This is a genomic window from Stenotrophomonas sp. P2112, from assembly GCF_041897515.1.
Taxonomy (GTDB): domain Bacteria; phylum Pseudomonadota; class Gammaproteobacteria; order Xanthomonadales; family Xanthomonadaceae; genus Stenotrophomonas; species Stenotrophomonas sepilia.
Genome location: NZ_CP169216.1, coordinates 22,754 through 41,380 on the forward strand (window position 1 = coordinate 22,754; position 18,627 = coordinate 41,380).

Below are 18,627 nucleotides of genomic sequence, written 5' to 3' on the forward strand. Positions count from 1 at the left end.
GCCGGCCAGCGGCCGGCACTACCCGTAAATCGGGGCCGCTGGCCGGCATCGCTCTGTGTAGGGCAGCCCAGACCTTGCCGGCCAGGGGCCGGCACTACCCGTCAGTCGGGCGCCTTGGCCGGTACGAACGGCGAGGTCGGGTCGCTGGCCGGGAAGGTCTCCTCCAGCGCCTCGTCCTGGTTGTCGCTGGCGCGCTGCTTGCGTTCGCGACGTTTGAGCGGGCTTTCCTGGCCGCCGCGATGGCGGTCGCCGCCATCCTTGCGGTCCTGGGCGGCCTGTTCAGCCTCGTGCTTCACCGGCAGATGGTCGCCACCGTGCTCGGCGTCGTAGAAAGGTGCGCCGGTGCCGCGGTAGTCGGCATTGTCGGCATCGCGCTTGCCGCGCTGTTCACCGGGAATGGGCGGGTGGTTTTCCCGCAACGGGTCTCGGGAATTCTCTCGGCTCATGGTCTGGCTACCTGCGCTCGGGGCTCCCACTACACCGCGCCACAGGTAAAGCCGCCGCGAACCCGGCGTCATGAACATCTCGCTCACCCCCCGGTAACAGCACCGCGCGTATTCCTGCCCACCCGCCCCCGCTGCAGGAGCCGGCCATGCCCCGTCTTGAACGACCCGCACCGTCCGTGTTCAACGCCCTGCTCGATCCGCTCGGCCAGCGCACCGCACAACGCCGCACGCGCCGCCATGAAGATCCGCAGGCGGTGGCGCAGGACTACCTGCAGTACATGCTCAGCGACTACGAAGAGCGTCGCGGGCAGAACCACCGCAACTGGCGCGATCTATGCCCGGTCTATGCCTTCGCATTGACCACCCACGCTGCGGACTGGCCGCGCGGTGACGCCGCGGATACCTGTGAGGAACTGGCCGAACACTGGGAACAGATGCGCGGGCAGTCGCGGTTGAGCTGGTCGCAGGCACGGCCGGTGGTGGAAGACGCCTGGCGCGCGCTGGATCATATTCCTGCGGCGGCGGTGAGGCCGCTGCTGCAGTAGTGCCGGCCGCTGGCCGGCAACCTCAGGAAACTTCAGGCCGCGAGCTCTGCCGGCCCGCAGCCGGCACTGCCGTTCTCCGTAGAACCCACGTGCACGGTATCGACACGGGTGGTTTACACCGCCCATCCGAAGCTGGATGCCCTGCCCCGCCAAAGGTACGCCCATGGCCCGCCCGATCTGGACCGGCACGCTGTCGTTTGGCCTGCTCAACGTGCCGGTGTCGCTGATGTCAGGCGAACGCAAGGTCGATCTGCAGTTCCGCATGCTCGACTCCCGCGACCGCAAGCCGATCCGCTTCGAGCGGGTCAACGCCGATACCGGCGAGGAAGTGCCATGGAAGGACATCGTCAAAGCCTATGAGTACGACAAGGGCAGCTATGTCGTGCTGGAGGAAGGCGATATCCGGTCTGCGGCACCGGAAAGCCACGAAGCGGTGGAGGTGGAATCGTTCGTGGACGCCGCGCAGATCGACCCGCGCTACTTCGAGAAACCCTACCTGCTGGTGCCCGGCAAGAAGGCCGAAAAGGGCTACGTGCTGCTGCGCGAGACATTGCGCAGTACCGGCAAGGTGGGCATCGCCCGGGTGGTGGTGCGTACCCGCGAATACCTGTGCGCGGTGATGCCGCACGCGGACGCGCTGGTGCTGATGATCCTGCGCTATCCGCAGGAACTGGTGGATCCCGAAGATTACAAGCTGCCCACCGGAAAGCTCGCCGATTACCGCATCAGCAGCAAGGAAACGGCGATGGCCGAGCAGTTGATCGAGTCGATGTCCGGTGATTGGGATCCGTCGCAGTACCACGACGAATTCCGCGAACGCCTGCAGCAGGTGCTGAACAAGCGCATCAAGTCCAAGGGCGGTACCACCCGGGTGGAGGATGAGCCTGTACCGCGCGAGGATGCCAGCACCAACGTGGTCGATTTCATGGCGCTGCTGCAGAAGAGCCTGGACGCGAACAAGCGTACGCCGGCGAAGAAGACGGCAACGCGGAAAGCAGCCACCAAGCCGACGGTAAAGAAAGCCGCAAAGAAGGCAACGAAGAAGGCCGCAAAGAAAACCGCTGCACGGCGCAAGGCAGGTTGAGCCATGTCGTTGCACCAGTACCGGCGAAAGCGCCGGCTTGGCGGTGGCCTCGGGCAGACACCGGAACCTGACGACACACCCGCACACGGCAACCCGAAGCGGCGGCCGATCTTTGTCATACAGCTGCACCATGCCACTTCGCGGCACTATGACTTCCGCCTTGAGATGGACGGTGTGCTGAAAAGCTGGGCGGTGCCGAAGGGTCCTTCGCTTCGCGCTGGTGACAAGCGGCTGGCCGTGGAAGTGGAAGACCATCCGCTGTCCTACGCCGGTTTCGAAGGAGATATTCCCGAAGGCCACTACGGCGCTGGCCACGTGGAGGTCTTCGATCACGGCACATGGGCCTGCGAAGGCGATCCACTGCAGGCACTGGCAGCGGGAAAGATCGACTTCGTGCTGCATGGGCAACGTCTGGCTGGCGGCTGGAAGCTGGTGCGCACAGCGATGAAGGGACGCCAGGTACAGTGGTTGTTGATCAAACGCGACGACGAGGAAGCACGTGATGCCGAAGCAGATGATCTGCTCCAATCCCCCATGCCGAAACGCACATCCGCAGTGAGCAAGCGCACGGTGGGCAAGTCAACGCGCGCCGCACCGGCTGCACGATCGGCGACCCGCAAGGCCGATGCGCGTTGGCATGCGCGAGCGCTGAACCTGGATGGCGCGCGTGACACGCCCTACCCGCGTGCTTTCAAGCCACAGTTGACCGATCATCGCGACAGTGCACCGGACGGCGAGCGCTGGTTGCATGAGATCAAGTGGGATGGCTATCGCCTGCTGGCCGATCTGCACGAAGGCAAGGTGACGCTGCGCTCCCGCAACGGCCTGGATTGGACCGGTGATTTCCCCGAGGTGGTACAGGCCGTGCAGGCACTGCCGGTGCGGGATGCGCGCCTGGACGGTGAGCTGGTGGTGCTGGACCGGGATGGACGCAGCGACTTCGCCGCGCTGCAGCGCGTGATCGACGGGAGTTCGAAGCAACCGTTGCGCTACATCGTTTTCGATCTGCCGGGTGTGGCCGGCGTGGACATCAGTCGTTCACCGCTGCTGGAGCGCAAGGCGCTGCTGAAGGATCTCATCGGTCCCACGCCCGGAACCCTGGCCTTCAGCGAGCACGTGATCGACCATGGCCCGCAGGTATTCGATGCCAGCGGCAAGGCGGGATTCGAAGGCATCGTCAGCAAGCAGGTGGATGCGCCCTACGTGAACACCCGTGCACGCAGCTGGGTGAAGGTGAAGCACGAAGACACCGAGGAGTTCGCGATTGTCGGCTACACGGCACCGAAGGGCTCCCGGGTGGGGTTCGGCTCGCTGCTGCTGGCGACGCCGGACAAGGGCGGCTTGCGCTATGTGGGCCGCGTTGGCACCGGCTTCGACGACGAAAGCCTGCGCGCGCTGCACAAGGCGCTGCAGCCGTTGGCGGTGAAGGCGCCTGTGCTGCAGCTGCCGGCGCACGTGCCGTTCCGCGCCGCCAGCGTGCGCTGGGTGAAGTCGGTGACGGTGGCGGAGGTGGCATTCCGTGGCTGGGGCAAGGAAGGCCTGCTGCGCCAGGCCAGTTTCAAGCGGCTGCGCAGCGACAAGCAGAAGGAGGACCTGGGAGTGGCCGTCTCGAGTGCTGAAGCCGGGGGCGAGGTCCAGATCACCCATCCAGAGCGGGTGGTGTTCCCAAGGCAGAAGCTCAGCAAGGGCGACGTGGCGGACTACTACCAGCGCGTGGCGCGCTGGATCCTGCCCGAAATTGTCGGGCGGCCCTTGTCACTGCTGCGCTGCCCGGATGGCGTGGGCAAGGCCTGCTTCTTCCAGAAGCACCATGGCCCCGGCCTGGGCGATGCCGTGCACGCGGTGCCCCTTCAGCAGAAGAGCGGCCGCGAGGACTACGTCTACATCGACGATGTGCGGGGCCTGCTGCAACTGGTGCAGATGAACACCCTGGAGCTGCATCCGTGGGGCGCGACCGTGGCCGATCCCGAGCACCGGGATCGCTTGGTGTTCGATCTCGATCCCGGTGAAGGGGTGGGTTGGGCAGAGGTGAAAGCTGCTGCGCGTGATGTCCGTGACCGCCTGCAGGAAGTCGGCCTGAAGAGTTTCGTGCGGCTGTCCGGTGGCAAGGGCGTGCACGTGGTGGTGCCGCTGCGGCCCAAGGCCGACTGGGAACAGGCCAAGACGTTCTGTGAGGCGTTCGCCCGGGCGATGGCGGAGCGGGCGCCCGACCGCTACGTGGCGACAATGAGCAAGGCCAAGCGTGGCGGCGTCATTTTCATCGACTGGCTGCGCAATACGCGGGGTGCCACCAGCGTGTGCTCGTGGTCGTTGCGTGCTCGCGATTCCGCCGGTGTGGCAGTACCGCTGCGCTGGGATGAACTGGCTCGTATCAGTGCCGCCGACGCATTTCCCATGGGCAAAGCGCTGGCGAGGGCGCAACGCCTGAAGAGTGACCCATGGCAGGGCATCGCGCAGTTGAAGCAGACGCTGCCGTCGCTGAAGCGGTAGTGCCGGCCGCTGGCCGGCAACGGCAGGATGGCCGAGGTTGCCGGCCAGCGGCCGGCACTACCTGCATGCGCTCAGCGCGGATCGCGCGAGGCGCGACGGCCGAACCACCAGCCGGCCAGCAGTTGCAACGGCAGCGACGCCAGCAGTGAAATGACGAACCAGAACGGGAAATCCGCACCCGCCGTCCACATGGCGTAGCCACAGCCCAGCGCGACCAGCGACCAGATCGAGAAGCCGTGCGATCGCGGCCAGCAGGGCGCGTAATAGGTGGCAAAGGAAACCCCGGCGATGCCACCGAGCACGCTGAAGGTGAGATCCCAGCCCAGCTGCACGCTGTTGTTGTCCGGCGACAGGCCCAGCAACGGTGGCAGCCAGCTGGCGACGCTGCTGACCAGCCCAAGCGACAGCACACCGCCGATCAGGGCAACGAGGGACAGGAACAGGGTCTTGAGCACGCCAGGCATGCGCGCATTGTACGGCTGCGGCGGAGAACCCGGCATGCCGGCCAGCGGCCGGCACTACCGAAATGTGTGTGGATCCGATCCGATGAATCGGCATGGCCGCCGCGTCCGTGGGAGAGGGGGACGGAGCGACGGCGGCCATGCACAGGCGGTCAGGCGGCGAAGTCGAGCACCACGCGGCCTTCGATGGTGCCCGCATGCATGCGCGCGAACACGTCGTTGATGTTTTCCAGGCGGTCGGTGCTGACCGTGGCCGCGACCTTGCCCTCGGCGGCGAACTGCAGTGATTCCTGCAGGTCCAGCCGGGTACCGACGATCGAGCCGCGCACGGTGATGCCGTTGAGCACCATGCCGAAGATATCCAGCGGGAAGTTGCCAGGCGGCAGGCCATTGAGCGAGACAGTGCCGCCACGGCGCACCATGCCCAGTGCCTGCTCGAACGCCTTCGGCGACACCGCCGTGACCAGTGCACCGTGTGCGCCACCGATTTCCTTCTTCAGGAAGGCGGCCGGGTCGGTGGTGCGCGCGTTGACGGTGACCTGCGCGCCGAGCTGGCGCGCCAGTGCAAGCTTCGTATCGTCCACGTCCACCGCGGCCACGTTCAGGCCCATTGCGCGAGCGTACTGCACCGCCATGTGGCCCAGGCCACCGATGCCGGAAATCGCCACCCAGTCACCGGGCTTGGTGTCGGTGACCTTCAGGCCCTTGTAGACGGTCACGCCGGCGCACAGCACCGGCGCGATCTCGACGAAGCCCACCTCCTTCGGAAGCAGGCCGACATAGTTGGCATCGGCCAGTGCGTACTCGGCGAAGCCGCCGTTGACCGAGTAGCCGGTGTTGCGCTGCGTCTCGCACAGTGTTTCCCAGCCACCCAGGCAGTGTTCGCAATGACCACACGCCGAGTACAACCAGGGGATGCCGACCCTGTCGCCTTCCTTGACGTGCCCTACCCCGCCTCCCACGGCCACGACGTGCCCCACGCCCTCGTGGCCGGGGATGAACGGCGGGTTCGGTTTCACCGGCCAGTCGCCCTCGGCGGCGTGCAGGTCGGTGTGGCAGACGCCACAAGCCTCGATCTTGACCAGTACCTCGCCCGCCCCCGGGCGCGGTACCGAGACTTCCTCGATCACCAGTGGCTTGCCGAACTCACGCACGACAGCGGCCTTCATGGTGGAATTCATGTTCGGATCTCCGTAGTGCGCTTGCCCACAGAATGACGCCGGCGCGAGGCCGGCGCTTTGATCACGATCAAACCTTTGAAGATCCGCGAAGCAGGTTCAGCTGGCCAGCACCGAGGCCTCGCGGGCCAGGCGCTCGATGGCGTCCCAGTCGCGGGTCTGCAGCAGCGCCGGGGTGGTCAGCCACGAACCGCCCACGCACAGCACGTTGGGCAGGTGCAGGAACTGCGGCGCGGTCTGCGCGCTGATGCCGCCGGTCGGGCAGAAGCGCACATCGGCGAACGGGCCGTGCCAGGCGGCCAGCAGCGCGGCGCCGCCGGCCTGCACGGCCGGGAAGAACTTGAAGGTGTCCGCGCCGTGCTCCAGGCCCTGGATCAGGTCCGAAGCGGTGGCAGCACCGGGCAGGTACGGCAGATCGGCATCACGCGCGGCCGCATACAGTGCCGGCGTGGCACCGGGGGAAACGGCAAAACGCGCACCGGCCTGCTTCGCCGCCTGCATCTGCGCGGCGTTGAGTACGGTGCCGGCACCGATCACCGCGTCCGGCACGGCCTCGACCATGGCCTTGATCGCATCCAGCGCCTGCGGCGTGCGCAGGGTCACCTCGATCACCGGCAGCCCACCACGGAACAGTGCCTGGGCTACTTCGACCGCTTCATTCACATCTTCGGGGGTGTACACCGGGATCACCGGTGCCAGCTTCAACAGCGCGCGCAGGCGCGGATCAGCGCTGGACATCGTCTTGCTCCTTGCCCGCCAGGGCATCGCGGATGCTGCCGGTGCCGGCAGCGCAGCGGCGCATGATGCCATGCGGACCGCGATGGTGCCCTGCTCCGCACCGCGCCGGATTCAGGCCGGGTCGGCCTGCAGCGCCTGGATGCGGCGCTGGTACCAGTCGCCACCGAGCGGATCGAACACCGCCGAGCGCTCCATCTGCGCCTCGTACACGTGTACCGAGATCGCCAGTGCCTCATCGCTGGCATTGCGCAGGGTGTGGTACTCATGCGGGGGGATCAGGCTGCCGGCACTGCCGCAGCCCCCGCGCAGCGCGGCGTGGCGGCGGAAGCGCCAGCGCTCGCCGGCGCACTCCAGCAGCTCGTAACGGGTGATCTCCAGCTCGCCCAACCACACGCCCTCCACACACCACATGGCATCGTGGTCGTGCAGCGGCGTGCCCTGCCCTGGGCCCCAGCTCATGGCAATCACGCTGTAGCCGTGTTCGCGGCTGTGGTACAGCGGACGTCGCGCGTAATGATCGCTGACCGGCCGATGCACGCATTCGGGCAACTCGATGCGGTTGTCGGTTATGGCTTCCTGCAGCGCCAGCTGCAGGTCGGCCGTGATGCGCTCGGGATCACCGGAGCTCATCGCCGCGTCGACTGCGGCGATCAACCGGTCGCGGCCGCGGAACGGCGGAAACGGAGAAGTCTGCAGGTCCATGCCACGAATGTAGCGGAGCATGGTTAAGGGAATGTTGGCGTTCGCGCGCGTCGCGTCCACATCCAGGGTGAATACGCGCGGAAGAACGGTTCAGATGCAGAAGCAGTAGAGCGATCACAATGGAACCTTGCGCAGCAGAACCTGTCGAACACGACACGATTCAGATCCGCTGCGACATTCCGCAACTTCGCGCCCGACGGGCGCAAGGCTAGAATTCTCCGACTTACCTGGTTCTATACATGTCAGTGCGAACTATTAGCGATGCCGCGGTGCCGGCATCGAAGGGCAAGGCTGCCACGATCAACGACATCGCACGACTGTCGGGAGTTTCCAAGAAAACGGTTTCAAGAATCATCAACAACTCGCCGCTGGTGCGCAAGGACACCCGCGACAAGGTCGAGGCGTTGATGCGCGAGGTCGGTTACGTGCCCGATCCTCTCGCGCGCGGGCTGGCATTCCGCCGCTCCTTCCTGATCGGCCTGGTGTATGACGACCCGGGTGCCCAATGCATTGTCGACCTGCAGCACGGCGCGCTGGACGCGCTGCGCGGCACCGGCTATGAGCTGGTGGTGCACCCCTGCGACAGCCAGGATCCGGAATGCCCGCAGGGCGTGCGCCGTTTCGTGCAGCAGCAGAAGCTGCACGGCGTGATCCTGGGGCCGCGTGCGTCCGAATCGGCTGCGCTGGCGCAGATGCTCGATGACATCGACTGCCGCTACGTGCGCATCAACGCGCATGCCTCGGAGGATGAGAACCATGCCGTGGTCACCCATGACCGCGATGGTGCTGCCGCTGCGGCGGGCTACCTGCTTTCGCTTGGCCACCGCGACATCGCGGTGATCACCGGACCGGGTGACCGGCGTGCCGCGCGCGAACGGACGCATGGTTTCCTTGATCGGCTGGCGCAGGTCGGCCTGACCCTGCCCGGCGAGCGCGTGCTGGAAGCGGGCGACACCTTCGAGTCCGGCGTGCATGCCGCCGAACGGCTGCTGATGGGCGAGCAACGCCCCAGTGCGATTTTCGCCGGCAACGACGAAATCGCCGCAGGCGTGTACCAGGTGGCATTGCGTGCAGGCATCGCGGTGCCGCAGCAGCTGTCGATCGTCAGCTACGACGACAGCCCGTTGGCATCGCGGCTGTGGCCGCCGCTGACGTCGGTGCGTCGCCACGTCTCCGATATCGGCCGCACCGCCGCCGCCATGCTTGTCCAGGCCGACGTTCCCGACGCGCCGACCGCGGCCAGCGTGCATCCGCAGTTGATGGTGCGCGGGTCCTGCCGGGCCGTGGACGCCTGAGTGCCCTGCCCTCACCTCCGTCGCTGCAGTGGCGCAGGCAGGCAACAACGAAAACGGCGCACCCATGTGCGCCGTTTTCAGTGCAAAGCCGTGCGCGTTGTGTGCTTACACGTCGCCGCCGTCGGCCCAGCCTTCGCCGGTGCCCTTCTGGAACACGCGGTCGTCGCCCTGCACTTCACCGGCCGGCAGATGCGCCTGGTTGGCCAGTGCCGCGTAGATCGGGGTGAAGTCCGGCGAGGTCGCCTGCATGAGCTGTTCGAAGCTGTCGATGACGAAGTAGGTCTTCTGGAAGGTGTCGATGCGGTACTTCGTGCGCATGATCCGCTGCAGGTCGAAGCCGATGCGGTTGGGCGCGGCCGATTCCAGCGAGTACAGCGACTCGCCCTTCGACGACACGATGCCGGCACCGTAGATGCGCAGGCCCTCGGGCGTATCGATCAGGCCGAACTCCACCGTGTACCAGTACAGGCGGGTCAGGTTCTGCAGTGCATCCGGGCCGATCGCGTGGGCCTTGACGCCGCCACGGCCGTACGCCTCCATGTAGTCGGCGAACACCGGGTTCATCAGCAGCGGTACGTGGCCGAACAGATCGTGGAACAGGTCCGGCTCGGCGATGTAGTCGATCTGGTCCGGGCGACGGATCCACCAGGTCACCGGGAAACGGCGGTTGGCCAGATGGTCAAAGAAATCCAGTTCCGGCAACAAGCCTTCAACGCCGACCAGGGTCCAGCCGGTGGCGGCGCCGAGCACTTCGTTGAGCTGGTCGAAGCGCGGAATCATGTGTGCGCTCATGCCCATCTCGTCCTGCGCATCCAGGAACTCCTGGCAGGCACGGCCGACCAGCAGCTCGCGCTGGCGCTGGTAAAGCGTGCTCCAGGTCGCGTGGTCGTCGGCGCTGTAAGTGTCCCATGGCTGCTCGACGAGCGCGGTGGTATACACCGGCACGTAGCCCTTGTCGGTCTGCTGGTGTTCGACGCGGCGGGGCTGGGCGAGGTCCATGCGGCACTCCTGGATGGGATACCCATGATGCTAGGGCAGGGGACGCGCAACAGGGTTGCAAAAGTTGCGCCGATTGGCCTTGTTGGCGCAATATCCTTGCGTACTCACCATGTTGCGGGGCAACAATGGCCGGAAAAGTCCAGTTCGATCGCACGGATGTACGCCTGCTGGCCGAAATCCAGCGGGATGGGCGCGCCACCAACGCCGAACTGGCGGCGCGGGTGAATCTCTCTCCTTCGGCCTGCCTGCGGCGGTTGCAGCGGCTGGAAAGCGAGGGCGTGATCGTCGGCTATGGCGCGCGGCTGGAGCCACGGCAGCTGCGGTTGGGCCTGCAGGCCTTCGTGCGCGTGCAGCTGGAAAAGCACGACCAGGCCGCCATCGGCCACTTCGTGGACAGCGTGCAGGCGTGGGACGAGGTGGTGGCCTGCCACGCGCTGACGGGTGACATGGACTACCTGCTGCACGTCTACGTGCGCGACCTGGAGCACTTCTCGCGCTTCCTGCTGGACCGGCTGCTCAATGCCGGTGGCGTGGCCGATGCCAATTCCAGCTTCGTGCTGCGCACGGTGAAGGGCTTCCAGGCGTTGCCGCTGTCGCAGCTGGAGTCCTGAGCAACCACCGGGCGGGCCCGGTGGCCTGGCTTCAATGGATCAGCACTTGTCCTTGCGGCCCATCAGCTTGCCCAGGCGCGAGGCTTCCTCGCACTTCGGCGCGGCCACCGGTGCCGGTGCGGCTGCTGCGGCGCGCGCGCGCTGCAGCTGCTGGATCCTGGCGCGGATCTGCGGCATCGCTGCCATCGCAGCCTTTTCGCCTTCCAGGATCGCGGTGCCACGCTGGCTGAAATCGGCGGCACCGATGTCCAGTACCTTCGGGCGGATGACGATGTCGGCGCGCGCCAGTTCCTGCTCGCCCAGGCGCTGGCCCATGATCGAGATGGACTGGTTGACGATGCCCAGCATGTCGGTCGGCGCCTTGCCGCTGGCCTTGCTGGAGATGTCCACGGCGATCACGAAGTCGGCGCCGAGCTGGCGTGCGGCATCCACCGGCACCGGGCTGACCACGCCACCGTCGATGTAGTTGCGGCCGCCGATCTTCACCGGTTCGAACACGCCGGGGATGCTGCTCGATGCGCGCACTGCCTGGCCGACGTTGCCGCGCACGAAGATTGCGCGCTCGCCGGTTTCGAGCTGGGTGGCGACGGCGGCGAACGGCTTCTTCAGGCGCTCGGCGGGACGGTTGGCGACCTGCTCGTTGACGTAGTCCTGCAGCTTCTGGCCCTGCACCAGGCCACCGGAGAACAGGCGCACATCGCGGATGCTGGCTTCGTCCAGCGCGACGGCCTTGCTCTGCATCTGGAAGGCATCCATGCCGCTGGCATACAGGGCGCCGACCACGCTGCCGGCGCTGGTGCCGGCGACCACGGCCGGCTCGAAGCCGTTGGCCTCCAGCATCTTGATCACGCCGATATGGGCAAAGCCTTTGGCCGCGCCGCCGCCCAGGGCGATGCCGATCTTCACCGGCTTGGCCTGCGGGACCACGGTCGGCGCAGGCGGTGGCGTGGGGCGGACCGGATCGCCACCGCAGCCGGCCAGCAGGCCGATCAGGGCGACGGACAGCAGCATGCGGGGGCGGAACAGGCTCATCGGCAGTGCGCGCGCGGCGCCGGATTCAGGAAAGGGCGCCAGCATACCGAAGCCGCGGCGGGGCGGGCAGGGTGGGAAATATCGCCCATTCATAAAGGTAGTGCCGGCCGCTGGCCGGCAACCATAGGGAAACTGGCAACGGTCCACGGGGCTGCCGGCCAGCGGCCGGCACTACCGGGATGCGCGCCAAGGTCCATGAGGTTGCCGGCCAGCGGCCGGCACGACCGGAGGCGGTCAGAAGCGGTTATCGCCATCCAGCATCCGGCCCAGGCCGCCCAGCACCGAGCCTTCGCCGCGGCCTTGGCCGCCGCCCTGCGGTGCGGCCATCCACATGCGGCCGGCCAGGCGTGAGAACGGCAGCGACTGCAGCCAGACCTTGCCGGGGCCGGTCAACGTGGCCAGGAACACCCCTTCGCCGCCGAACAGCATGCTCTTGATGCCGGCCACCCGACGCACGTCCATGTCCACCGTCGGGTGGTAGGCCACCACGCAGCCGGTATCCACGTCCAGGCGTTCGCCGGCGGCCAGCTCGCGCTCCACCACGCAGCCGCCGGCGTGGATGAACACCCAGCCGTCGCCCTCCAGTTTCTGCATGATGAAACCCTCGCCCCCGAACAGGCCGGTCATGATCTTGCGCTGGAACTGCACGCCGATCTGCACGCCGCGCGCGCCGGCCAGGAAACTGTCCTTCTGGCAGATCAGGCGGCCGCCGTGCTGGTCCAGCTTCATCGCCAGCACCGTCCCAGGGTAGGGCGCAGCGAAGGCGACCTTGCCCTTGCCATGGCCGCTCTGGGTGTAGACGGTGGCGAACAGGCTTTCGCCGGTCAGTACGCGCTTGCCGGCAGCCATCACCTTGCCCATGAAGCCGCCGCCCTGGTCGCCATTGGCGGCGCCGAACACGGTATCCATCTGCACCGTGGCGTCCTTGAACATCAGCGCGCCGGCCTCGGCAATGGCGCTCTCGCCGGGATCAAGCTCGATTTCCACGAACTGCATTTCATGGCCGACGATGCGGAATTCGATGTCGTCGGCGCGGCCGCTGGCGGCGGCGGGGACCGGGGGTGGGGTGTGGGGCATGCCCGGGGCCGCGGATTGCAGTTCAGGCACTTCGGCAATCGAGGTCCATCCGCTCATGCCCTGGCACCAGGCCAGCGCGCGCGGGTTGGCCTGCGCGTAACGGCGCGCGGCCGGGTCATCGAGCGGTCCGATTCGGTCGGCCTGGGCCGAGGCATGGAAGTACCACTGGGTCATTGCGGCGGCTCCGCGGCGCTGGAAAACCCCGAGTCTAGCGAGCGCCCCGGGGGCAGGGCGACGGGGCCATGAACGGCCGGCATTTGCGGGGCAGGTGCTGTATTGCAACAATTATCTGGTAGCGCCGTTTTACCACCCCTCCAAACACAGCCTACCGCCATGTCCCCGACCCGCACTTCCCGTGGCCGCTTCCCGGTCGCGCGCCCTCTCGTTGCCGCTCTTTCCGCCCTGCTGCCGCTGGTAGCAGCCGCCCAGGAAACCCCTGCCGCCAAGGATCCGGTTGCCCTCGACACCCTGCAGGTCACCGCGCAGCGCCGTGTCGAGAACGCCAAGGACGTACCGGTCGCAGTCAGCGCTATCCAGGGCGAGAAGCTGGATGTGCTCGGTTCGGCCGGCGATGACATCCGCTTCCTGGCCGCACGCGTGCCGAGCCTCAACATCGAGTCGTCCTACGGTCGTGCCTTCCCGCGCTTCTACATCCGCGGCCTGGGCAACACCGATTTCGATCTCAATGCCTCGCAGCCGGTGTCGCTGGTATACGACGACGTCGTGCAGGAAAGCCCGCTGCTGAAGGGCTTCCCGCTGTTCGACCTGGCCAACGTGGAAGTGCTGCGTGGCCCGCAGGGCACCCTGTTCGGCCGCAACACGCCGGCCGGCGTGGTCAAGTTCGATTCGGCCCGCCCGTCGCAGGATGCCGACGGCTATATCCGCGTCGGCTACGGCAGCTACAACAGCTGGAACGTGCAGGGCGCCTACGGCGGCCCGCTGACCGACCGCTGGTCGGCGCGCGTCTCGGCGATCTACCAGCGTCGTGACGACTGGGTCGACAACACCCGTGTGGGCGCGCCCAACAGCGGCTTCGAAGGCTATGACGAAGCGGCAGGCCGCGTGCAGTTCCTGTACGAAGGCGATGACTTCGAAGCGCTGTTCAACCTGCACAAGCGCAAGCTCAACGGCACCGCCCGCCTGTTCCGCGCCAACATCATCCAGAAGGGTGGCAATTCGCTGGTCGAGAACTTCGACCGCGACAAGGTGGCCAACGACGGCGTCAACTTCTCCGACCTGGAGACCTGGGGTGGCAGCGCGCGCCTGCAGTGGAACCTCGGCTCGGTGACCCTGCACTCGATCACCGGCTACGAGACCGCCGAATCGCTCAACCGCGGTGACATCGACGGTGGCTACGGTGCGGCCTTCCTCGGTGCCGGCAACTACGGCCCGGGCCTGATTCCGTTCTCCTCGGAGTCGGCTGATGGCCTGCCGCACCATCGCCAGTGGACGCAGGAATTCCGCGTCGAGTCCAACGAGTGGGGCCGCTTCGACTGGCAGGCCGGCGTCTTCTACTTCGATGAAGACGTGACCATCAACAACTTCAACTACGACTCGCTGGCCCCGGGCAATCCGCAGACCGGCCACGTGGTGCAGAACCAGCGCAACAAGGCCTGGGCAGTGTTCGCCTCGGGTGACTTCGACGTCACCGACCGCTTCAAGCTGCGTGCCGGCGTGCGCTACACCCAGGACAAGAAGGACTTCAGCGCCAGCGTGCTGCAGGCGGTTCCGTTCGGCACCCCGGTCAGTGGCCCGTACCTGGCCAACACCGACGTCAACGACGTCAGCTGGGACCTGAGCGGCGTCTACAAGCTCACCGACGACATCAACGCCTACGCCCGCGTGGCCAAGGGCTTCCGCGCGCCGTCGATCCAGGGCCGCCTGGCCTTTGCGCCGGGTCTGTCGCAGGCCGATTCGGAGAAGGTCATCTCGTACGAGGCCGGCATCAAGGCCGACCTGTTCGAGCGCCGCGCGCGCCTGGGCCTGAGCGTGTTCCGCTACGACGTCGATGGCCAGCAGCTGATCGCCGTGGGCGGTTCCAACAACACCGCCACCCTGCTCAACGCCGACAAGACCATCGGCCAGGGCGTCGAGCTGGACCTGGAGGCCTACCTGGCCGACAACGTCCTGCTGACCTTTGGCAGCAGCTACAACGACACCGAGATCAAGGACAAGAACCTGGCGGTGGCGATCTGCGGCGGCGGCTGCACCATCACCGACCCGACCACGGTGATCAACGGCCAGACCTACGCGCTGGTGAACGGCAACCCGCTGCCGCAGGCGCCGAAGTGGATCCACAACGCGACCCTGCGCGTGGGCTTCCCGCTCAGCGATGGCAGCGAGCTGTACGCCTACACCGACTGGGCCTACCGCAGCGCGGTGAACTTCTTTATCTACGAGTCGCCGGAATTCCGCGGCCGTAGTTCGCTGGAAGGCGGCCTGCGCCTGGGCTACAACTGGGAGTATGGCCAGTACGACGTGGCGGTGTTCGGCCGCAACCTGACCAACCAGACCCGCGTGGTCGGTGCGATCGACTTCAACAACCTGACCGGCTTCCTCAACGAGCCGCGCACCTGGGGCGTGGAGTTCACCGCGAAGTTCTGATGCGGTCGCTGCGGTAGTGCAATGAAGAAGGGCCGGCGCAATGCCGGCCCTTCTGCTTCGCACCCACCGGTAGTGCCGGCCGCTGGCCGGCAATGACCGATCGCGCAGGCGCCTACAGCGCGCTCTGCGGACGCACCTTCAGTACCGCGTTCTCGGTGGTGCAGTCGCGGCTGGAGTGCAGGCCGGCCTTGCGCGCGGCAGCGATCTCCTTGCGTGCGGCCAGCAGGTCCTTGTTGAACGCGGCGTTGTCGTGCAGGCGGGCCACGGCGGCGGCACCCATGAAGCGGCCTTCGAGGATGTCGCTCTGCCAGTGCACGTTGCATACCAGGCGGCTCTCGCCGTAGTTGCGGCCGCGGGCCTGGATGGCATCGGCGCGGTCCGGCACGATCTCCGACAGGATCAGTGCCCAGGCCCAGCCGATCGAGGTGTGGCCGGATGGATAGGAACCATTCTTGCGCAGGCCATCCTCGTCCTTCGGCGAGCAGGTCGGCTCACCGTTGACCATGAACGGGCGCGGGCGCTGGTAGTGGTTCTTGGCTGCCTTGGTAGCGGCGCTGGCGTCGATCCGGCTGCGCTCCAGCAGTCGATACAGCGCCGGAGTCTTCACCGCATCGACGTCGATGTCGGCGGCGCAGGAGAAGTGGTTTGCACCTTCGGGGAAGCCGAGTTCCGCATCGATGCCGGCCTGGGCGAAACGCGGGCTGCCTCGCAGCGCGCGGGCTTCACGGCTGACCTGTTCGTCCAGGGCGAGGGCGGCCGAACCGGCCACCGGCGGTGCCGGCACCAGATCGAGGCTGGCCGGAACAGCGCTCTTGTCCAGATAGCCCACGGCCTTGGTGGTGATGTTGGCTTCGACGGCGGTCGGTTTGGTGGCCGTGGCAGCACAGCCGGCCAGGGCCACGGCAACGGCGAGGCCGAGCAGCGGGCGGGCAGGGTGGGAAATCAGCGACATGGACGGGCTCCGGAGGAAAAACATCGCGTCATGATCGCAGCCCGTGCGCGGCACCGCAGTGGCCATCGGTCATACGGCCAGACCCGGCATGGTCATCACAGGAGATGAAGAACGTCATCGAAGCGTGCCAGTCTGCTGAATCCGGGCGCAGCGCACGGACTTTCACGCGGCCGCACCGTGAGCATCGGCACATCGGCAGGCACCAGGGGCCGTCCAGTTCCAGCCGGGTCGGGGGGATCCGAAGACAGAGGGAGAGAAGCGATGCGCAGCACCGCAACAGGAAGTACCGTCCTGGCCCTGCTTCTGGGGCTGGCAGCAGCACCGACGCAGGCCGCCGACGTGGTCGGCGTGGCCTTCGTGCATGGCACCGGCGCGCAGACCAATGCCACCCAGGACTACTGGCAGCCGGCGATCATCGACACCGTGCGCCAGGGCCTGCCGAACAGCAGCAACTATGTGGTCATCAACTGTGACTTCACCCAGTACATGTGGAAACCGGAGGCCGCCGGTTGCCTGGCCAACCAGCTGACCAGTTTCATCGACAGCCGTGGCATCACCCAGCTGGTGGTGATTACCCATTCCAACGGCGGCAACGTGATGCGCTGGATCCTGTCCAATCCGACGTACGACAGCCGCTATCCGAAGATCATCCGCACGGTGCGCAAGGTCAACGCACTGGCACCGTCTTCGGCGGGCACGCCACTGGCCGATGCGGTGCTCAACGGCAATACCTTCGAAACGTCACTGGGCTGGCTGCTGGGCTACAAGAACGACGCGGTACGCCAGCAGCAGGTGGCCAGCATGGCCACCTACAACGCGCAGAACCTGTACGGCACGGCCGGTCGCCCGGCGTTGCCCAGGCCGTTCCGCGCGGTGGTCGGCAGTGACGTGGAATCGGCGGTGTGGGACAGCAACAGCTACTGCGGTGGCTATGCCGCCAACGTTGGCCTGGAGTTCACCCAGAACTGGTTGTCGTCCTGCTCCGATGGCTTCCTGGAGTGCAGCAGCCAGAAGGCGGCCGGTACCACCTGGTTCACCGACAAAGCGCGCACCCAGGGCGCAGAACCGCTCAGCCACAACCAGAGCCGGCGCGAGTGCTTCGGCCTCGGCACCCTGCTGCGCAACGACCTGACCCAGTGAGGGAGATGACCATGACGCCCCATTCCACCCTGCTGGCCAGTGCGGTGCTGGCAGTACTGTCCCTTTCCGCCGCGAAGGCCGCGCAGCCTCTGCAGGCGGCCCGCGCGGGCGATCAGGTGCCTGCCGCATTGGTGGCCGCGCCGCTGCCTGCCGATGAAAGCGAACACGCGCCGTTGTCGTTTGCCTGGGCGCTGGACCCGGCGCAGCCGCTGCAGGCGGCCACGCCATATGCCTCGGTCAGCCGCAGTTACTGGCAGCAGGTCGATGGCACGCAGCTGCAGCGCGGCCTGGACCTGCCGCTGACGGCGCCCGATGCGGTGATCCAGCTGAGTCCGGCCGCAGGAGCCCGCGCGCTGCCGGCCAATACCCTGCAGGTGCGCGACCCGGCTGGCCGCAGCAGCGTGGCCCGCAGTGTCGATGCGCGCGCGCTTCAGGATGCCGGCATGCCGGTGAGTGATGGCAGCAGCATGCTGCGCACCGGCGCGACCAGTGCCGCCGGTGCGTACACCCTGCAGAGCACGCAGGCGCAGGGCCGCTATGTGGTGCAGGTGCTGGAGCCGAACAGCCCGCTGCGGTTGGAAGTGCAGGCCAACCAGGCGCAGGTGCTGGCCGGTGGCAACGTGCAGCTGCAGGCACGCCTGCTGGAAGACGGCGCCACCACCGCGCAGCTGGCATCGCGTCGTGGCGGCCTGGGGGGTGAAGCCCTGCTGGTCGCACCGGATGGCCGCAGCTGGCCGCAGCGCCTGCTGCGCACCACCGATGGCAGCCTGCGCGCGCAGGTGCGGATCCCGACCGACATCGGCACCGTGCAGGGGCTGTGGGAGCTGCAGGTGTTCGCCCAGGCCGATGGCGTGCTGCGCGATGGCAAGGTGGCCTTCGCGGTGGCACGGCCGACCGCGCGTTTCAGTGGCCAGGCAGCACCGGACCCGTCCAGCCGCCAGGTGGCGCTGCCGCTGCAGGTGGCTGCGGCAGGCCGCTACGAGGCACGCGGCACGCTGTATGCCACGGCCCGCGATGGCCGGATGAAGCCGGTCGCGCAGGCACATGCAGCCGCGTGGTTCGATGGCCCAGGCGCCGGCCAGCTGGTGCTGCCGTTCGGCGAGGCCGCGTTGCCGGCCGGTTTTGGCGCACCGTACGAGCTGCGCGACCTGCAGCTGCAGGACCAGAGCCGGATGGCACCGATCGAGTCGCGTGCGCTGGCGTTGCGGTTCTGAGGTTGCGTGCAGCGGGCCGAGGTCCGGCCCGCTGCTCCCTCTTGTGTAGAGGCGAGCCC

General features: G+C 67.1%; 17 protein-coding genes. 8 read left to right on the plus strand and 9 right to left on the minus strand.

Features of this window, described 5'->3' with window-relative positions:
• Window positions 1-101: 101 nt before the first annotated feature.
• Window positions 102-446: a hypothetical protein gene (locus ACEPA4_RS00100; protein ID WP_053496719.1), complete on the minus strand. Its 345-nt coding sequence runs from the start codon at window positions 444-446 to the stop codon at window positions 102-104.
• Between the two features lie 146 nt (window positions 447-592).
• Between ACEPA4_RS00100 and ACEPA4_RS00105 the strand changes: the two genes are divergently transcribed.
• The 3 genes from ACEPA4_RS00105 to ligD all read left to right on the plus strand — a co-directional run bounded on the left by ACEPA4_RS00105 (window position 593) and on the right by ligD (window position 4,565).
• A complete protein-coding gene (locus tag ACEPA4_RS00105; protein WP_032954739.1) occupies window positions 593-991 on the plus strand; it encodes a hypothetical protein in 399 nt (132 codons plus the stop codon).
• 163 nt (window positions 992-1,154) lie between these two features.
• Window positions 1,155-2,075 carry a Ku protein gene (locus ACEPA4_RS00110; protein WP_065186799.1) on the plus strand — a complete coding sequence of 307 codons (921 nt, stop codon included), beginning with the start codon at window positions 1,155-1,157 and terminating at the stop codon, window positions 2,073-2,075.
• Window positions 2,076-2,078: 3 nt separating this feature from the next.
• Window positions 2,079-4,565 (plus strand): DNA ligase D, encoded by a 2,487-nt coding sequence (ligD, locus tag ACEPA4_RS00115; RefSeq protein WP_262090441.1) that lies wholly within the window; start codon window positions 2,079-2,081, stop codon window positions 4,563-4,565.
• Window positions 4,566-4,636: 71 nt separating this feature from the next.
• On the opposite strand, the gene ACEPA4_RS00120 is transcribed toward ligD, so the two are convergent.
• The 4 genes from ACEPA4_RS00120 to ACEPA4_RS00135 form a co-directional block, all read right to left on the minus strand.
• Window positions 4,637-5,029 carry a hypothetical protein gene (locus ACEPA4_RS00120; protein ID WP_188239568.1) on the minus strand — a complete coding sequence of 131 codons (393 nt, stop codon included), beginning with the start codon at window positions 5,027-5,029 and terminating at the stop codon, window positions 4,637-4,639.
• A 149-nt stretch (window positions 5,030-5,178) separates the two neighbouring features.
• Window positions 5,179-6,207, minus strand: coding sequence for an alcohol dehydrogenase AdhP (gene adhP / locus ACEPA4_RS00125; protein ID WP_262090493.1), 1,029 nt, complete (start codon window positions 6,205-6,207; stop codon window positions 5,179-5,181).
• Between the two features lie 96 nt (window positions 6,208-6,303).
• Window positions 6,304-6,942 (minus strand): bifunctional 4-hydroxy-2-oxoglutarate aldolase/2-dehydro-3-deoxy-phosphogluconate aldolase, encoded by a 639-nt coding sequence (gene eda, locus ACEPA4_RS00130; protein WP_065186797.1) that lies wholly within the window; start codon window positions 6,940-6,942, stop codon window positions 6,304-6,306.
• A 111-nt stretch (window positions 6,943-7,053) separates the two neighbouring features.
• Window positions 7,054-7,644, minus strand: coding sequence for a cysteine dioxygenase family protein (locus ACEPA4_RS00135; RefSeq protein ID WP_065179059.1), 591 nt, complete (start codon window positions 7,642-7,644; stop codon window positions 7,054-7,056).
• Window positions 7,645-7,883: 239 nt separating this feature from the next.
• On the opposite strand from ACEPA4_RS00135, the gene ACEPA4_RS00140 reads away from it, so the two are divergent.
• Entirely contained in the window at window positions 7,884-8,939 is a 1,056-nt protein-coding gene (locus ACEPA4_RS00140; RefSeq protein WP_262090494.1) for a LacI family DNA-binding transcriptional regulator, read from the plus strand.
• 105 nt (window positions 8,940-9,044) lie between these two features.
• On the opposite strand, the gene phhA is transcribed toward ACEPA4_RS00140, so the two are convergent.
• Window positions 9,045-9,938, minus strand: a complete 894-nt coding sequence (gene phhA / locus ACEPA4_RS00145) for a phenylalanine 4-monooxygenase (protein WP_053496712.1) — start codon at window positions 9,936-9,938, stop codon at window positions 9,045-9,047.
• A gap of 125 nt (window positions 9,939-10,063) precedes the next feature.
• Here phhA and ACEPA4_RS00150 point away from each other — a divergent pair, with 125 nt between their 5' ends.
• Window positions 10,064-10,549 (plus strand): Lrp/AsnC family transcriptional regulator, encoded by a 486-nt coding sequence (locus ACEPA4_RS00150; RefSeq protein WP_262090495.1) that lies wholly within the window; start codon window positions 10,064-10,066, stop codon window positions 10,547-10,549.
• Between the two features lie 39 nt (window positions 10,550-10,588).
• Here the strand turns inward: ACEPA4_RS00150 and ACEPA4_RS00155 are convergent, their stop codons facing one another.
• Both ACEPA4_RS00155 and ACEPA4_RS00160 read right to left on the minus strand, forming a co-directional pair.
• Entirely contained in the window at window positions 10,589-11,581 is a 993-nt protein-coding gene (locus ACEPA4_RS00155; protein ID WP_053496711.1) for a patatin-like phospholipase family protein, read from the minus strand.
• A gap of 234 nt (window positions 11,582-11,815) precedes the next feature.
• The gene (locus tag ACEPA4_RS00160; protein ID WP_171956344.1) at window positions 11,816-12,832 is read right to left on the minus strand and encodes a TIGR00266 family protein; all 1,017 of its coding nucleotides are present in this window, start codon (window positions 12,830-12,832) and stop codon (window positions 11,816-11,818) included.
• Window positions 12,833-12,991: 159 nt separating this feature from the next.
• On the opposite strand from ACEPA4_RS00160, the gene ACEPA4_RS00165 reads away from it, so the two are divergent.
• The gene (locus ACEPA4_RS00165) at window positions 12,992-15,262 is read left to right on the plus strand and encodes a TonB-dependent receptor (RefSeq protein ID WP_262090498.1); all 2,271 of its coding nucleotides are present in this window, start codon (window positions 12,992-12,994) and stop codon (window positions 15,260-15,262) included.
• A 112-nt stretch (window positions 15,263-15,374) separates the two neighbouring features.
• On the opposite strand, the gene ACEPA4_RS00170 is transcribed toward ACEPA4_RS00165, so the two are convergent.
• The gene (locus tag ACEPA4_RS00170; RefSeq protein ID WP_005421113.1) at window positions 15,375-16,214 is read right to left on the minus strand and encodes a phosphatase PAP2 family protein; all 840 of its coding nucleotides are present in this window, start codon (window positions 16,212-16,214) and stop codon (window positions 15,375-15,377) included.
• Window positions 16,215-16,475: 261 nt separating this feature from the next.
• Between ACEPA4_RS00170 and ACEPA4_RS00175 the strand changes: the two genes are divergently transcribed.
• Both ACEPA4_RS00175 and ACEPA4_RS00180 read left to right on the plus strand, forming a co-directional pair.
• The gene (locus tag ACEPA4_RS00175; RefSeq protein ID WP_164263817.1) at window positions 16,476-17,354 is read left to right on the plus strand and encodes a hypothetical protein; all 879 of its coding nucleotides are present in this window, start codon (window positions 16,476-16,478) and stop codon (window positions 17,352-17,354) included.
• Window positions 17,355-17,365: 11 nt separating this feature from the next.
• Entirely contained in the window at window positions 17,366-18,568 is a 1,203-nt protein-coding gene (locus tag ACEPA4_RS00180; protein WP_164093675.1) for a DUF4785 domain-containing protein, read from the plus strand.
• Window positions 18,569-18,627 lie beyond the last annotated feature (59 nt).

Excerpts from the sequence above, each read along its gene's own strand:
- ACEPA4_RS00100 (WP_053496719.1), bottom strand. The coding sequence starts at position 446 with ATGAGCCGAGAGAATTCCCGAGACCCGTTGCGGGAAAACCACCCGCCC.
- ACEPA4_RS00105 (WP_032954739.1), top strand. The coding sequence starts at position 593 with ATGCCCCGTCTTGAACGACCCGCACCGTCCGTGTTCAACGCCCTGCTC.
- ACEPA4_RS00110 (WP_065186799.1), top strand. The coding sequence starts at position 1,155 with ATGGCCCGCCCGATCTGGACCGGCACGCTGTCGTTTGGCCTGCTCAAC.
- ligD (WP_262090441.1), top strand. The coding sequence starts at position 2,079 with ATGTCGTTGCACCAGTACCGGCGAAAGCGCCGGCTTGGCGGTGGCCTC.
- ACEPA4_RS00120 (WP_188239568.1), bottom strand. The coding sequence starts at position 5,029 with ATGCCTGGCGTGCTCAAGACCCTGTTCCTGTCCCTCGTTGCCCTGATC.
- adhP (WP_262090493.1), bottom strand. The coding sequence starts at position 6,207 with ATGAATTCCACCATGAAGGCCGCTGTCGTGCGTGAGTTCGGCAAGCCA.
- eda (WP_065186797.1), bottom strand. The coding sequence starts at position 6,942 with ATGTCCAGCGCTGATCCGCGCCTGCGCGCGCTGTTGAAGCTGGCACCG.
- ACEPA4_RS00135 (WP_065179059.1), bottom strand. The coding sequence starts at position 7,644 with ATGGACCTGCAGACTTCTCCGTTTCCGCCGTTCCGCGGCCGCGACCGG.
- ACEPA4_RS00140 (WP_262090494.1), top strand. The coding sequence starts at position 7,884 with ATGTCAGTGCGAACTATTAGCGATGCCGCGGTGCCGGCATCGAAGGGC.
- phhA (WP_053496712.1), bottom strand. The coding sequence starts at position 9,938 with ATGGACCTCGCCCAGCCCCGCCGCGTCGAACACCAGCAGACCGACAAG.
- ACEPA4_RS00150 (WP_262090495.1), top strand. The coding sequence starts at position 10,064 with ATGGCCGGAAAAGTCCAGTTCGATCGCACGGATGTACGCCTGCTGGCC.
- ACEPA4_RS00155 (WP_053496711.1), bottom strand. The coding sequence starts at position 11,581 with ATGAGCCTGTTCCGCCCCCGCATGCTGCTGTCCGTCGCCCTGATCGGC.
- ACEPA4_RS00160 (WP_171956344.1), bottom strand. The coding sequence starts at position 12,832 with ATGACCCAGTGGTACTTCCATGCCTCGGCCCAGGCCGACCGAATCGGA.
- ACEPA4_RS00165 (WP_262090498.1), top strand. The coding sequence starts at position 12,992 with ATGTCCCCGACCCGCACTTCCCGTGGCCGCTTCCCGGTCGCGCGCCCT.
- ACEPA4_RS00170 (WP_005421113.1), bottom strand. The coding sequence starts at position 16,214 with ATGTCGCTGATTTCCCACCCTGCCCGCCCGCTGCTCGGCCTCGCCGTT.
- ACEPA4_RS00175 (WP_164263817.1), top strand. The coding sequence starts at position 16,476 with ATGCGCAGCACCGCAACAGGAAGTACCGTCCTGGCCCTGCTTCTGGGG.
- ACEPA4_RS00180 (WP_164093675.1), top strand. The coding sequence starts at position 17,366 with ATGACGCCCCATTCCACCCTGCTGGCCAGTGCGGTGCTGGCAGTACTG.